This is a genomic window from Couchioplanes caeruleus (genome assembly GCF_003751945.1).
Classification (GTDB): domain Bacteria; phylum Actinomycetota; class Actinomycetes; order Mycobacteriales; family Micromonosporaceae; genus Actinoplanes; species Actinoplanes caeruleus.
In genome coordinates this window covers 2,246,774-2,261,302 of the sequence record NZ_RJKL01000001.1, presented here as the reverse complement: position 1 = coordinate 2,261,302, position 14,529 = coordinate 2,246,774, and the positions used below count along the sequence as shown (strand labels likewise).

The window sequence follows — 14,529 nt, the reverse complement described above, 5'->3', positions numbered from 1 at the left end:
AACCGGACACTGTCCACTGTGCCAAATACGAAGAGTGACGGACAGGGGGCAAGCGGTGGATCAGAAAATCCGGTAGGCAGGGTGGGCCGGTGAGCGACCGCCCACCGCTCGCACCGCACGGATCACGCCGAGCCCTGCCCCGGTCCGCGCGGTACGACCACGGAGCAAGCGAACAACCATAAAGGCATACGGGGGCAGGGACGGGGGACCCATTTCCGGTCCGCGCCCGGGTCGTCTGGCCCGGCGGACCTCGGGGTGAAGTCGCCACCCGGCGACCGGGCACACCTTCCCGCCCGAACCCGACAGCTAACCTCGCAGGCGTGCCGGAGGGAATCTTCTACCGTGCACGAACGCAGTTCGAGCCGGGGCCGCCGCATGTCCGCCGGCACCGGAACCGTCGCACTGTCCCTGGGTCTCTGCCTCTGCGCCGGCCAGCTCATCGCGACGCCTGCGGCCTCCGCGGCCGCGGCACCCGTCGTCACGACGGTCACGGCGGCGAAGCCGGTCAAGCCCCGCATCTCCTCCTCGTGGAGCGCGCGCAAGGTCAACTGGGGCACGAAGGTTCGCGTGACCACCAAGCTGATCAACCCCAAGACCGGTAAGAAGGTGGTCGGCGGCTGGGTGCGGCTCCAGACGCATCAGAACGGCAAATGGAAGACCTGGCTGAAGAGCCGCAACACCTCGGGGGCCGTCACCTTCGCGACCGCGCCGCACGAGACGAGGTGGTTCCGCACCGCGTTCGGCGGAGCGGGCGGCGTCACCGCGGCCACGACCAGGCCCACCAAGATCCACATCCGGTCCAGCGGAGCGAGGATCCTCGCCGAGGCCAAGAAGCACCGGGGCGCCGCCTACGCCTACGGCGCGGAAGGTCCCCGGCGCTTCGACTGCTCGGGTTACACGAAGTACGTCTACAAGAAGGCGACCGGCAAGAAGCTGCCGCACAGCGCGAACTCGCAGCAGTACTACGGCAAGAAGGTCAGCAAGAGCAGCAAGCAGGTGGGCGACCTCATCGTCTTCCGCAACGGCTCGCACGGCTACCACGCCGGCATCTACGCGGGCGGCGGCTACATGTACGACTCGCCGCGGCCGGGCATGTCGGTGGGCAAGCACAAGATCTGGAGCAACAACTACGTCGTGCGGCGCATCGCCGCCTGACGCGGATGCGGTAGGAGCGGTACCGACGGTTCAGTGGGACGTGACCCGGTTCGGGTCACGTCCCACTGTCGTCGCCCCCGCCGTCGCGCGTTTCCTCCACGTCGCTCAGCAAGATCCCTCCACTTCCCTCCCCAAAGGGCGTTCCGCGCGCGCGGAACGCCCTTTTTCAGTGGAGTTTCGTGCCCGACTGGGCGGCTTGTCGGAAAGTGGACCATGATCGGAGCCGCTCCGCCCTCCACCCCGACCCCACCGCTTCTGACGTGCGGATTCATCCGCGAATCCGCTTCGCAGACGGGCCGATTCCGGTTGCGAGTGGAGGGAAGTGGAGTAGAGTGGAGCGCAGTGGCAGGGCCGGACCGGGCCTGCCGGCCCGAGCGAACCGGCGGACCGCGCTGAGCCATTCGAGAAGCGGCGCCACAGGGCAAGGGGGGTCGGCCGATGTTCCTCGGCACGCACACCCCGCGCCTGGACGACAAGGGCCGGCTGATCCTTCCGGCGAAGTTCCGGGACGAGCTGGCGGGAGGTGTCGTGATCACCAAGGGGCAGGAGCGCTGCCTGTATGTGTTCCCGATGCCGGAGTTCCAGCGGATCGCGGGGCAGTTGCGGGACCAGCCGGTCACCCACAAGGCCGCCCGGGCCTACAGCCGGGTGTTCTTCGCCAGCGCGCACGACGAGATCCCCGACAAGCAGGGCCGGGTCACCATCCCGGCGCACCTGCGGGAATACGCGGCTCTCGACCGTGAGCTCGTGGTGATCGGGGCGAGCACACGGGTGGAGATCTGGGACAGACAGTCCTGGGAGCAGTACCTCTCGGCGAGCGAGGACGACTTCGCCGACATCGAGGAGGGGGTGCTGCCCGGCGGACTGTAGGCGTCGTTACCTGTCGGCCGCCGAGGTGGTCCGGACGTCGCTGCCGCCGTACTGCGAGATCTCCAGCCGCTCCCGCTCCTGGCGCCTCTTCCCCGGTGCCAGGCGTGTGTCCGGTGGGGCGCGCCCGATGGCAACGGGCACGAGCGGATGGGGATCTGGCGGTACGGAAGACGATCGGATACGGATCAAAAGGTCGGCCGCGTGGCGCGCGGGAAAGTGCAGGGGCGATGGGGGTCGACATGGGGGAGCTTCGCGGCACGCACGTGCCGGTGCTGCTCGAGCGCTGCCTCGAGCTGCTCGCCCCCGCGCTCGACCGTCCCGGTGCGGTGCACGTCGACTTCACGCTCGGCCTGGGCGGGCACGCCGAGGCCGTCCTGGAGCGGCACCCGGCCGTGGTCCTCATCGGACTCGACCGGGATCAGGAGGCGCTGGCGCACTCCCGGCACCGGCTCCAGCGCTTCGCCGGCCGTATCCATCTGGTCCACGCCGTGTACGACGAGCTTCCCGAAGTCCTCTCGGATCTCGGCCGCCCGGTCTTCCACAGTGGGCTGTTCGACCTGGGCGTGTCCTCGTTGCAGCTCGACGAGGCGGACCGCGGCTTCGCGTACGCCAAGGACGCGCCGCTCGACATGCGGATGGACCAGTCGCGGGGCATCACCGCGGAGGAGGTCGTCAACGGCTACGAGCCGGGCGAGCTCGTCCGGATCCTGCGGGTGTACGGCGAGGAGAAGTTCGCGCAGCGCATCGTCTCGGCGATCGTGCGCGAGCGGGCGAAGGCCCGGATCGTCTCCTCTGCCCGGCTCGCGGACCTGGTCCGGGACGCCATCCCGGCCGCCGCGCGGCGAACGGGTGGCAATCCCGCCAAAAGAACGTTTCAGGCACTACGTATTGAGGTAAATGCGGAGCTCACCGCGCTCGAGTCGGCGGTACCGTCCGCGCTGGACCTACTGGCCCCGAAAGGGCGCCTTGTCGTCATGTCGTATCAGTCATTGGAGGACCGGATCGTCAAGCGTGCCCTGGCCGAGAGGGCGCGTAGCACCGGGCCGATCGATCTGCCGGTCGAGCTGCCCGGGACGGGGCCGAGCCTGCGATTGCTGACCCGCGGTTCGGAGCCGCCCACGGCGGCGGAGGTGGCGGAGAACCCGCGCGCGGCGTCGGTGAAACTGCGCGCCGCGGAACGGATCGAGGAACGAGACCAGGGACGAGGGGCCGCCCGCGAACGGCCCCGGATGTCCGTGCACGGGGGACGAGGGCGGCGACGCCCGGGGGAACACCAGGAGGGGGAGGGGCATTGAGCGAGCGCACGAGCGCTGCGCCGCGGTCGGGGGGCCGGACCGCGGAGCGGGCGGAGAAGGGCCGGCGTACGCCGGCCGGCACGAAGGGAACGGCGCGGGGGGCGCGCCAGTTCCCGATCCAGGGAACCACCGCGCTGAAGCTCGACGCCGAGCAGCAGCGGGAGACGGCCGCGGCGCCGCGCCTGCGGGTCGCGCCGCCCGCACCGATCAACGCGCCGCGGGCGCCGTTCATCGCGCTGGTCGTGGCGGTCGTCGTGGCCGGCGTGCTGGGCGTCCTGCTGATCAACACCAAGACGGCGGAGAACTCGTTCGAGCTCGACACGCTGGAGAAGCGGCAGGCCGAGCTGAACGCGCGGCAGCAGGCGCTGGAGAACGAGATCGCGGCCAACAACATGCCGGGCAACCTGGATGTGGCCGCGCGGCGGCTCGGCCTGGTCAAGGCCGACTCGCCGGCCTACCTGCGGATGCCCGACGGCAAGGTGTTCGGCGTGATGAAGCCGGGCAGCGGACCCAGGGCCGTGACCGCCCAGGACCCGGCCACCGCCGCCACGACCGCGGAGAAGAACGCGTCCCCGGCGCGGCCGGGCACGTCCACCCAGGACGCCACCACCCGGGACGTGACGCCGGGCGCCGCCAACCCGGCCGGTGTGCCGGGTCAGGCTGTGCCGGGTCAGGCTGTGCCGGGTCAGGCTGTGCCGGGTCAGGCTGTGCCGGGTCAGGCTGTGCCGGGTCAGGCTGTGCCGGGTCAGGCTGTGCCGGGTCAGGCTGTGCCGGGTCAGGCTGTGCCGGGTCAGGCTGTGCCGGGTCAGGGCACGCTTCCCGCAGCCGGGCAGTAGCGCGGTGACGCCGCGCTCGGACGAGACGCCGCGCCGGGGCTCCCAGCCCCGGCGCGGCGCTTCTTCACAGGACCAGACACCCGGCGACGGCGAGCCGGACCGCGGCTTCGGCGGCATCGGGGACGCGCGGGCCTACACCCCGCGCGGCCGGACCGTCCGCGAGGGCGACCAGCGCACCCGATCGCCGCGGGCCGGACGCACCAGCGACCCGTTCCGTCCGTCGCTGCAGGTGCTCGACGGCGGGCGCCCCGCGCCGGAACGCCGCCGTGACGCCGAGGAGGACCTGCCACCGCAGCGGCGTGGCCGCAACGACGGTGGCGCACAGGAGAGCACCCGCGGACGCAACCGTCGTGACCCGGATGACGCCGGCACCCGGGGCACCGGCCGGGGACGGGACGCCCGCGCTGACCGGGATGCCCGTGCAGACAAGGAGAGTGGCCGGGCCGGCAGAGAGGCCGGCCGGGGCGGCAAGGAGACCGGCCGCGGCAGCACGGCGGACCGCGGGCGCGTCCAGGCCGGCCGTGGTGAGCCGACACGCACGACCGCGGGTGCCGGCCGGGGGCGCCCGGCCGCGCGCCGGACCACCGCCGGGCGCACCGATGCGGGACGGGAACGCCGCGTCGCCTCCACCCCGGGACCACGTCGAGCGGGCGGGACCCGGGCCGGCGCCGCGCCGCCGCGGACCGCCGACCGCCGCCTGAGGCCGGTCGTTGCGCCCGAGCCACCGCGCCTGGCCAACAGCGCCAGGCGGCTGCGGCTGGGCACGGTGCTGGCGCTCGCGCTGTTCGTGATGATCGGCGTACGGCTGGTCGTGCTGCAGGTCATGGACTCGCCGGCCGCGGCACAGAGCCTGCTGGAGCAGCGGAAGAACCGGCTGACCGAGGTCGTGCTGCCGGCGCCGCGGGGCAGCATCCTGGACCGCTCCGGCGCCGTGCTGGCGCACAGCGTCGAGGCCCGCTACGTCTACGCCGATCCTGAGCTGGTGGAGAATCCCACTCAGGCGGCGGCCCAGCTCTCCCCGCTGCTCGGCGTGCCGCAGTCCGAGCTGGTGCAGCTCATGGCGAAGAAGAAGCGCCCCGGCGGCGGCGCCTCCCGCTTCGAGTTCCTCGCCCGCGGCGTCGACATCGCGGTCGCGGAGAAGATCGAGAAGCTGAACCTGGCCGGCATCGGGTCCCGCCGCGACGAGCGTCGCGACGTCCCCGGTGCGGACCTGGCCGCGAACCTGATCGGTTTCACCGGCGAGGACCACACCGGGCTGGAGGGCATCGAGGCCCGCTACGACGAGCTGCTGCGCGGCACCAACGGCATCAAGGTGTACGAGACCGGCCGCGGCAACCTCGCCAAGGAGATCCCCGGCGGCTACCGCCGCGAGACGCCGGCCGCGCCCGGCTCGTCGATCCAGCTCACCATCGACCGGGACCTGCAGTTCGAGGTGCAGCGCTACCTCAGCCAGCGGATGGAGAAGATCAACGCGACGGTCGCCGGCGCCATCGTGCTGGACGTGCAGACCGGCGAGGTGCTCGCGCAGGCCAGCTACCCGCCGTACAACGCGCAGAAGCCGTTCGACTTCACGCCGAAGGAGCGCGAGGACGCGGTCTCCAGCGTGATCTCCGACCCGGGCTCGACGCACAAGGCGTTCACCATCGGCGCGGCCATGCAGGAGGGCCTCGTCGACAAGAACTCCGACATCACCGTCGGCCGGGCGATGCGGCTCGGCGGCCGGCTCTTCACCGACACGCACCCCTTCCCGAACGGTACGAAGCTCAGCATTCCGCAGGTGCTGGCGTACTCGTCCAACGTGGGCTCGATCCGCATCGCCCAGAAGCTAGGCAAGGAGAAGCTGTACGAGTACCAGCAGAAGTTCGGGCTGGGCCGGCCTACCAACGAGGGCATGCCCGGGGAGGCGTCCGGCCGGCTGCTGCATCCTGACGAGTGGAGCGGTTCGGCCTGGGGCTCGGTGCCGATCGGGCACAGCGTCGACGCGACGCTGCTGCAGATGGCCGCCGGCTACGGCGCGATCGCCAACGACGGCGTCTACATCCAGCCGCACCTGATCAAGGCCACCATCTCCGGCCGGGACGGAACGGTCACCCCGGCCGCGCCCCCGGAGACGCACCGGGTGCTCGACACCCAGGTGGCCCGCGACCTGCGCGAGATGATGGAGGCGGTCGTCGACTCCAAGGGCGCCACCGGTTCGGCGGCCAAGGTCGACGGCTACCGGGTCTCCGGCAAGACCGGCACGGGCAGCCTGCTGGTCGACGGCCAGTACACGAACCACAACGCCGGGTCGTTCATCGGCATGGCGCCGGCCGAGAAGCCGCGCTTCGTCGTCGGCGTCTTCGCCGACGTGCCGAACGGCACCGGCGGCGTCATCGCCGCGCCGGCCTTCAGCAAGATGATGGGTTCGGCGCTGCTGCACTATCGGGTACCGCCCTCGGGCACGAAGCCGCCGACGTTCCGGTGGAAGGAGTGAGCCACGCGGATGGGGTTCGCCGCCGGGTCCACCTGACCGGGTAGGGTCTGACGCCGTGTCCGGCATTCCCCGTCCCCAGACCGCCCGGTCGTCCCGGCTGGCCGACCTCGCGGCGCTGGTCGACGCGGAGCTGGCCGGCACGGACGCCACGGTCACCGGCGTGACCCACGCCAGCGGCGAGGTGCGACCCGGCGACCTGTACGCCGCCCTGCCCGGCACCCACCGTCACGGCGTCGAGTTCGCCGGCGCCGCGGCCCGGGCGGGCGCCACCGCCGTGCTGACCGACCCGGCCGGGCGCGACACCGCGGCCGCCGCGGGGCTGCCCGTGCTGGCGGTGCCCGACCCGCGCGCGGTGCTCGGCAAGACGGCCTCCGCGATCTACGGCGACCCGTCCGCGAAGCTGACCGTCATCGGGCTGACCGGCACGGCGGGCAAGACCAGCACGGCGTACCTGGCCGACGCGGGCCTGCGCGCCGCCGGGCTGACGACCGGGCTGATCGGCACGGTGGAGACCCGCCTCGGCGACCTGTCGGTGAAGAGCGCCCGGACCACCCCGGAGGCCACCGACCTGCACGCCATGCTCGCCGTCGCCGTCGAGCGCGGGGTCACCGCGGTGGTGATGGAGGTGTCCAGTCACGCGCTGGCCCTGGGCCGGGTCGGCGGCGTCCGCTTCACCGTCGGCGGGTACACCAACTTCGGCCAGGACCACCTCGACTTCCACGCCAGCGCGGAGGACTACTTCGCCGCCAAGGCGAAGCTCTTCGACGGCCGCTGCCGCTTCGAGGTGCTCAACGCCGACGACCCGGCGCTCCTACCGCTCACCAAGCCGGACACCATCGGCTACTCGGCGTCCGGCGACACGGCGGCCACCTGGTACGCGACCGGCATCACCGGCGACGCCACCGGGCAGCGGTTCACCGCGCACGGCCCGGGCGGGGCCGTGCCGGCGGGGGTGGCGCTGCCCGGGCGGCACAACGTCGCCAACGCGCTGCTCGCGCTCGCCGTCCTGGTCGCGGCCGGCATCGCCCCGCGGGTCGCCGCGCGCGGCATCGCCGCCTGTCCCGGTGTGCCGGGCCGCCTCGAGCGGGTCCACTCGCCGGGCGACGTGACCGGCGTCGTCGACTACGCGCACAAGCCGGACGCGGTCGTTGCCGCGCTGACCGCCCTGCGTGAGGTCGCCTCGGCCCGCGGCGGGGCGCTGGTCTGCGTCATCGGCGCCGGCGGCGACCGCGACCGCGGCAAGCGGCCGCTGATGGGCGCGGCCGCGGCTCGCGGCGCGGACATCGTGGTGATCACCGATGACAATCCGCGGACCGAGGATCCGGCCGCAGTGCGCGCCGCGGTCCGCCGGGGCGCCGAACAGGCCGGCGCGTCGACGAAGATCATCGAGGTGGCGGGCCGCCGGGCCGCCATCGACGAGGCGGTACGGCTGGCCGGTCCCGGCGACGTCGTGGCCGTCCTCGGCAAGGGACACGAACGAGGCCAGGAGGTGAACGGCTCGGTGCTGCCGTTCGACGACCGGATCGAGCTCGCCGCCGCGCTGGCCGGGCGCCTGGGCGGTGCCGCGTGATCCGTATGACGCCGGGCGAGGCCGCCGGCCCGCGCCCCGACGACGTGGTGCTGGTCCAGGGTTCGCGCTACCGCACGTGGGAGGTGGCCGATGCGTTGCGCGTGCATGCGGCCGCCGAGGAGGTAAGCCCGTGAGGGCAGTCATCGTCGCGGCCGCGGTCGCGTTCATCATCTCGCTGTTCATCACCCCGGTCGCCATCCGCGTGTTCACCGCGCTGAAGGCGGGCCAGCCGATCCGCGCCGTCGGACCGGCCAGCCACCAGGGCAAGCAGGGCACCCCCACGATGGGCGGCGTGGCGTTCATCGTCGCGACCGTGCTGGCGTACGTGGCCGGGCACATCGCCCTGACCACGCTGCCGTCGCAGCAGATCGCCCAGGTCGATCCGACCATGACGGGTCTGGTGCTGCTCGGCCTGTTCGTCTTCTGCGGCGCCGTCGGCTTCCTCGACGACTTCCTCAAGGTGCGCAAGCGGCACTCCGGAGGGTTGAGCGCCAAGGGCAAGCTGCTCGGGCAGCTCCTGGTCGGCGGCGGCCTCGGCGTCGCGGCGCTCTACGTGCCGAGCACCAACGGGCAGACCGTGGCGAGCGAGCACATCTCGTTCATCCGCGACATCAGCTTCCTCGACGTCGGCAAGGTCGGGTCGGTCATCGTCTTCGTCTTCGTCATCATGTCGATGTCGAACGGCGTGAACCTGACCGACGGCCTCGACGGCCTGGCCACCGGCGCGTCGATCCTGGTGCTGGGGGCGTACGCGCTGATCGGATTCTGGCAGTACCGCCACTGGTGCGGCGACACCGCGTACACGGGAAACTACTGCTATGAGGTGCGCGACCCACTGGAGGTCGCCCTGATCGCCTCGGCCGCGGCCGGCGCCTGTGTCGGCTTCCTCTGGTGGAACACGTCCCCGGCGCGGATCTTCATGGGTGACACGGGCGCCCTGGGCCTGGGTGGGCTCATCGGCGGCCTCGCCATGGCGACCCGCACCACGCTGCTGTCGATCATCATCGGCGGCCTGTTCGTCATCATCACGATGTCCGTCGTCATCCAGATCATCTCGTTCAAGACCACGGGCAAGCGGGTCTTCCGGATGTCGCCGCTGCAGCACCACTTCGAGCTGGCGGGCTGGAGCGAGGTCAATATCGTGGTCCGCTTCTGGATCGTCGCCGGTATCTGCGTCGCGATCGGACTGGGGCTGTTCTACAGCGACTTCCTGCGCGTCATGGGATAGATCTCCCGCGACACGCCACGGCGTTATCCGAGGCGTGGCGTGTCGCGCCACCATGATGGTGGGCATGGGGGAGGACAAGCCAGAAACCCGGACCACGGTCACCGTGTCGCCGGCCGCCACCGTGCAGCCCGCGCCGCCGCCGGTACGGCCCAAGACGCTGAGCCAGCAGATGCTGCCCGCGGTGCACGGATTGCTCGCCCGGCCGCTGTCCTCGTACTACCTGCTGATCGCCAGCTCGGTCCTGCTGCTGGTGATCGGCCTGACCATGGTGTTCTCCGCGACCAGCGTCATGGCGTACGCGGAGAAGGGCAGCGCCTTCGGCGCCGTCCGCAACCAGTTGGTCTTCGCCGTGCTGGGCCTGGTGGGCTTCTGGATCTGCCAGCGCCTGCCGGCGGGCACGCTGCGTTTCCTCGGGGTGTACGTGCTCGGCGCCGCGGTCGTGCTGCTCGGCCTCCTGGACTTCCTGATGGCCCTCAAGGCCGTGGAGATCCTCAAGGAGCCGACGCTCGGCCCCTTGCACGCCGAGCTGCTGTGGCTCTACATCGGCCCGGTCGGCATCCAGCCCTCCGAGCTCGCCAAGCTGGGCGTGGTGCTCTGGGGCGCCGACGTCATCGCCCGCAAGGGCGCGTCGCTCGGCTACTGGCGCGAGCTGTCCATGCCGCTGTTCCCCGTGATCGGCCTGATGTTCGTCCTGGTCGGCTACAACGACCTGGGCACCATGCTGGTCCTGCTGGCGCTGATCATCGGCCTGCTCTGGGCGGCCGGGGTGCGGCTGCGGGTGTTCGCGGCGCTGGGTGTCCTCGGGCTCGCCGGCATCGGCCTGCTCATCGCCGCCGCCTCCCGTGGCGCCGGCTCCGGCACCGAGGGCGAGCCGAACTACCGGCTGCAGCGCCTGACCACGTTCCTGACGTCGCCGGAAAAGTGCGACTTCGACCTCTGCTACCAGATCCTGCAGGGCCGCTCGGCCATCTACGAGGGCGGCTGGTTCGGCGTGGGGCTCGGCAAGGGCGCCCTGAAGTGGAACTGGCTGCCCGCGGCCGACAACGACTTCATCTTCGCGGTGGTCGCCGAGGAGCTGGGCGTGGTCGGCTGCATGGTGATCGTGGCGCTGTTCGCGGTGCTCGCGTACACCGGCTTCCGGATCGCCCGCCGCGTCGAGGACCCGTTCCGGCGTCTCGCCGCGACCGGCATCACCACCTGGCTGGTCGCCCAGGCGGTCATCAACATCGGCGGCGTGGTCGGCCTGCTGCCGATCACCGGCCTGCCGCTGCCGTTCATCTCCGCAGGCGGCAGCGCGCTGGTGGTGACGATGGCCGGCGTCGGCATCCTCGCCTCCTTCGCCCGCGCCGAGCCCGAAGCCGCCCGAGCCCTGCACGCCCGTCCGCCCTCCCGGTGGGTACGACTAGTGTGGGCTCCGCTGCCGCCGCTCCCTCCGCCGCGGCGGCCGGGTCCTTCGCGCCCTTCCGCCCGCAAGGCGGGTAACCGGGCATCCGCTGACAAGGGGGGTGTGGGGAGACGGTGATGGGTGTGCTGCGGTCTGTCGTGCTCGCCGGGGGTGGCACCGGCGGTCACATCTATCCGCTGCTCGCCTTCGCCGACGCGCTGCGGCGTCACTTCCCCGAGGTGCGCATCACCACCCTGGGCAGCCCGAAGGGCATGGAGAACGACCTCATCCCGCCGGCCGGATACGACCTGCGGGTGATCCCGGCGTTCCAGCTCCCGCGCGCGATCAACCTCAACCTGCTGCGCACCCCGGACCGGATGTACAAGTCCGCGGCCGCCGCGGGGAAGATCCTCGACGAGGTCAAGGCCGACGTGGTGGTGGGCTTCGGCGGGTACGTGTCGGTGCCGGCGTACCTTGCGGCGTGGCGGCGCGAGCTGCCGATCGTCATCCACGAGGTCAACGTGCCGCCGGGCGTGGCCAACCGGATGGGCATGCGGTTCACCAAGAACGTCGCGGTGGGTTTCCCCAACCAGCCGAAGGCCGTCGAGTCGCTGCGCCACGCCAGGGTCGTCGGCGTGCCGCTGCGCACGGCCATCACCCGGATGGACCGCGCCGGGCTGCGCGCCCAGGCGCTGTACCACTTCGGCCTGCGCCCCGACCTGCCGGTGCTCTTCGTCTCCGGCGGTTCCTCGGGTGCCCGCACCATCAACCTGGCGGTGGCCGCGGCGGCCAAGAAGATCGCCCACGCGGGCATTCAGGTGCTGCACGTGCAGGGCGGGCGCAACGACCCGTTCGAGGTGCCCAGCGACCTGCCGGTGCCGTACGTCGTGGTGCCCTACCTGTCGGACATGCAGCTCGGATACGCGGCCGCCGACCTGATGCTGTGCCGCGGCGGGGCGATCACGGTCGCCGAGACCACGGCGATCGGCATGCCCGCCGTCTACGTGCCGTACCCGCACAGCAACCAGGAACAGAAGCGTAATGCCCTGCCGGTCGTTGAATCCGGCGGCGGGCTGCTCGTCGACAACGCCGAGCTGACTCCGGAGTGGATCGAGCGTACGGTCATCCCGCTGGCCCGTGACCCGCAGCGGCTCGCCGCGATGGGCCGGGCGGCGGGTTCCTACGGCCGCCGCGACGGCGACGAGGCGTTGCTGGACTTCGTGTGTGAGGCGGTCGCCCGCCGATGACTTATCTCGGATACAGGAGAGTGACGGCGTGAACACGGCGGAGCTGAAGCCGGCCGGCGGGTTGACCGCCGAGGACCTGGGCACCGTTCACCTCATCGGCATCGGCGGCGTCGGGATGGGCGGGCTGGCCCGCCTGCTGCTGACCCGCGGCGTCCCGGTCTCCGGCAGCGAGCTGCGCGAGTGGCCCGCCCTCACCGCCCTGCGCGCGCTCGGCGGGACGGTGCACATGGCGCACGAACCGGCCAACCTCGACGGCGTCGACACCGTCGTCTACTCCACCGCGATCCCGCAGGACCACGTGGAGATCGTCGAGGCGCGCCGGCGCGGCCTGCGCGTGCTGCACCGCTCCGAGGCGCTCGCCGCGGCGATGACCGGCCGTCGCACGATCGCCGTCGCCGGCACCCACGGCAAGACCACCACGACGTCGATCATGACCGTGATCCTGCAGCACGCCGGCGAGGACCCGTCGTTCGTCATCGGCGGCGAGATCTCCGCGGCCGGATCGAACGGGCACCACGGCACCGGCCCGTACTTCGTGGCCGAGGCCGACGAGAGCGACAAGTCGTTCCTGGTCTACCGGCCGTACGTCTCGATCGTCACCAACATCGAGGGCGACCACCTCAACAACTGGGGTGACCTGGACGGGCTCAAGGCGGGCTTCCTGGAGTTCGCCGAGCTCGCCCATCCCGACGGCTTCGTCGTCACCTGCGTCGACGACGAGGGCGTGCAGGAGCTCCTCGCGGCGCTGCGCGCCAAGGGCCGGACCGTCTACACGTACGGGGAGAGCGAGGACGCCGACCTCCGGCTGACCGACGTGGTCTCCTCCGTGCAGGGCGTGCGCTACCAGGCGACCCTCGACGGCAAGCCGCTGGGTGAGATCGCGCTCGCGCTGCCCGGCCGGCACATGGGGCTCAACAGCGCCGCCGCGGTGCTGACCGCCCTGCGGCTGGGTATCCCGCTCGAGAAGATCACCGAGGCGCTCGGGTCCTTCCCCGGCGTGCGCCGGCGCTTCGAGCGCAAGGGCACGGTCGCGGGTGTCCGGGTCTACGACGAGTACGCCTACCACCCGACCTCCGTCAAGGCGGCGCTGCGCACCCTGCGCGAGGTCGCGGGCTCCGGGCGTCTCGTGGTGGTGTTCCAGCCGTACCGGGTCTACCGCACCCGTGACCTGCAGGCCGAGCTGGCCGAGGGGCTGGCGATCGCCGACGAGGTGATCGTCATGGAGGTCTTCGGCCCGGGCGAGACCCGCGGACCGGGCGAGGGCGGTGTCGCGCTCACGGCCGCGATCGACCTGCCGGCCGAGCGCAAGGCGTTCGTGCCGTCCTGGGAGGACGTGCCGGCCGAGGTGGTGCGCCGCAGTCGGCCCGGCGACGTGGTGGTGACCATGGGTGCGCCGCCGATCTCCCTGATGGGCGACGAGCTGCTCGCCGCGCTGGCGGAGGGCTGATCCGACTTCGAGCCGCCGGCCGGCGGCGGCGACGGGACGACCGGGGGGTGCGGTGAGCGACGGGGGCGGACGCAACTGGCGGCTGGTGCGGGCGGACACGGACGCCGTCCCGCCGTCGGTGCGGCGGTTCATGGCCCGCGCCCGGCAGCGCCGGCTGCGCGCGGCGCTGCCCTGGGCCGTCGGACTGGGCGTGCTCGTCACCGTGGGCGCGCTGCTCTGGACCGTGTACGGCACGTCGGTGCTGGGAGTCCGCGAGGTACGGATCGTCGGCACCGACACGCTGACCCCCCTCCAGATCGAGGAGGCGGCCTCGGTCCGGATGAGCGAGCCGCTCGCCCGGGTCGACCTCGACGCGATCCGGGCACGGGTGCAGGCGCTGCCGGCCGTCGAGCGGGCGATCGTGTCGCGAAGCTGGCCCGCCACGGTCGAGGTGCAGGTCGTGGAGCGTACGGCCGTGGCCGCCGTACCCGTGGGCAAGGAGTTCTCGCTCATCGATGCCGAGGGGGTCGCCTTCCGGACGGTCGTGAAGCGGCCGGCGGGGCTGCCGGTGGCCAAGCTCGCGGCGCCGGGTCCGGCCGACGTCAACACCCGCTCCGCGCTGGTGGTGCTCTCCTCGCTCACCGCCGAACTGCGCGAGCAGCTCGTGTCGATCTCGGTGCCGGCGCCGGCACAGGTCAGGCTGGGGTTGCGCAAGGACAGGACAATCATCTGGGGCGACGACACCGAGAGCGAGAAGAAGGCTCAGGTGGCGACCGCGCTGCTGCCGCGCAAGGGCGACACGATCGACGTGAGCGCGCCGACGGTGGTCACCATCCGGTAATCGGACAAGACACGCCAAACGGCTTATTACGTCGAAGGTTACGGCTGAGTCGGATACTCGCCTCATCAGCGGACGCCGACACGCCGCGTTGGTCCTTGGATCGGGCGACACGTCCGCTTACGTTGCCCCGAGAGGTTCAGTAGTTGACATAACACTAAGCCTCTAGTAGAGGGTGAGGGTTTCCTCGCCCTCCCTTGTACGGAG

The 14,529-nt window shown here is 71.8% G+C and carries 11 protein-coding genes, 1 pseudogene and 1 riboswitch; all 12 genes and pseudogenes read left to right on the top strand.

From position 1 onward, the window contains the following. Positions 1 to 213 precede the first annotated feature (213 nt). Positions 214 to 336, top strand: a riboswitch (cyclic di-AMP (ydaO/yuaA leader). A 6-nt stretch (positions 337 to 342) separates the two neighbouring features. The 12 genes and pseudogenes from EDD30_RS09775 (at position 343) to EDD30_RS09725 (ending at position 14,325) form a co-directional block, all read left to right on the top strand. After that, positions 343 to 1,155, top strand: a complete 813-nt coding sequence (locus tag EDD30_RS09775) for a C40 family peptidase (RefSeq protein WP_244945182.1) — start codon at positions 343 to 345, stop codon at positions 1,153 to 1,155. Between the two features lie 438 nt (positions 1,156 to 1,593). Next, positions 1,594 to 2,025: a division/cell wall cluster transcriptional repressor MraZ gene (gene mraZ / locus EDD30_RS09770; RefSeq protein WP_071807514.1), complete on the top strand. Its 432-nt coding sequence runs from the start codon at positions 1,594 to 1,596 to the stop codon at positions 2,023 to 2,025. Between the two features lie 227 nt (positions 2,026 to 2,252). Beyond that, positions 2,253 to 3,320 (top strand): 16S rRNA (cytosine(1402)-N(4))-methyltransferase RsmH, encoded by a 1,068-nt coding sequence (rsmH, locus tag EDD30_RS09765; RefSeq protein ID WP_071807515.1) that lies wholly within the window; start codon positions 2,253 to 2,255, stop codon positions 3,318 to 3,320. Next, a pseudogene (ftsL, locus tag EDD30_RS09760) lies at positions 3,317 to 3,796 on the top strand (cell division protein FtsL); the annotation flags it as partial. The gene rsmH and the pseudogene ftsL, both read left to right, overlap by 4 nt. A 364-nt stretch (positions 3,797 to 4,160) precedes the next feature. Beyond that, entirely contained in the window at positions 4,161 to 6,629 is a 2,469-nt protein-coding gene (locus EDD30_RS09755; protein WP_123678199.1) for a peptidoglycan D,D-transpeptidase FtsI family protein, read from the top strand. A gap of 55 nt (positions 6,630 to 6,684) precedes the next feature. Beyond that, positions 6,685 to 8,199: a UDP-N-acetylmuramoyl-L-alanyl-D-glutamate--2,6-diaminopimelate ligase gene (locus EDD30_RS09750; protein ID WP_123678198.1), complete on the top strand. Its 1,515-nt coding sequence runs from the start codon at positions 6,685 to 6,687 to the stop codon at positions 8,197 to 8,199. After that, positions 8,196 to 8,333 carry a hypothetical protein gene (locus EDD30_RS38945; protein ID WP_170047319.1) on the top strand — a complete coding sequence of 46 codons (138 nt, stop codon included), beginning with the start codon at positions 8,196 to 8,198 and terminating at the stop codon, positions 8,331 to 8,333. Before EDD30_RS09750 ends, EDD30_RS38945 begins: the two co-directional genes overlap by 4 nt. Then, complete coding sequence (mraY, locus tag EDD30_RS09745) at positions 8,330 to 9,427, top strand: phospho-N-acetylmuramoyl-pentapeptide-transferase (RefSeq protein WP_071806128.1); 1,098 nt, start codon at positions 8,330 to 8,332, stop codon at positions 9,425 to 9,427. Before EDD30_RS38945 ends, mraY begins: the two co-directional genes overlap by 4 nt. A gap of 169 nt (positions 9,428 to 9,596) precedes the next feature. Beyond that, positions 9,597 to 10,949 carry an FtsW/RodA/SpoVE family cell cycle protein gene (locus EDD30_RS09740; protein ID WP_244945583.1) on the top strand — a complete coding sequence of 451 codons (1,353 nt, stop codon included), beginning with the start codon at positions 9,597 to 9,599 and terminating at the stop codon, positions 10,947 to 10,949. Further along, positions 10,949 to 12,058, top strand: coding sequence for an undecaprenyldiphospho-muramoylpentapeptide beta-N-acetylglucosaminyltransferase (gene murG, locus EDD30_RS09735; protein ID WP_071806130.1), 1,110 nt, complete (start codon positions 10,949 to 10,951; stop codon positions 12,056 to 12,058). The genes EDD30_RS09740 and murG overlap by 1 nt, the downstream gene beginning before the upstream one ends. 28 nt (positions 12,059 to 12,086) lie before the next feature. Then, entirely contained in the window at positions 12,087 to 13,505 is a 1,419-nt protein-coding gene (gene murC / locus EDD30_RS09730; protein ID WP_071806131.1) for a UDP-N-acetylmuramate--L-alanine ligase, read from the top strand. 52 nt (positions 13,506 to 13,557) lie between these two features. After that, the gene (locus EDD30_RS09725) at positions 13,558 to 14,325 is read left to right on the top strand and encodes a cell division protein FtsQ/DivIB (protein WP_071806132.1); all 768 of its coding nucleotides are present in this window, start codon (positions 13,558 to 13,560) and stop codon (positions 14,323 to 14,325) included. The last annotated feature ends 204 nt before the right edge of the window (positions 14,326 to 14,529 follow it).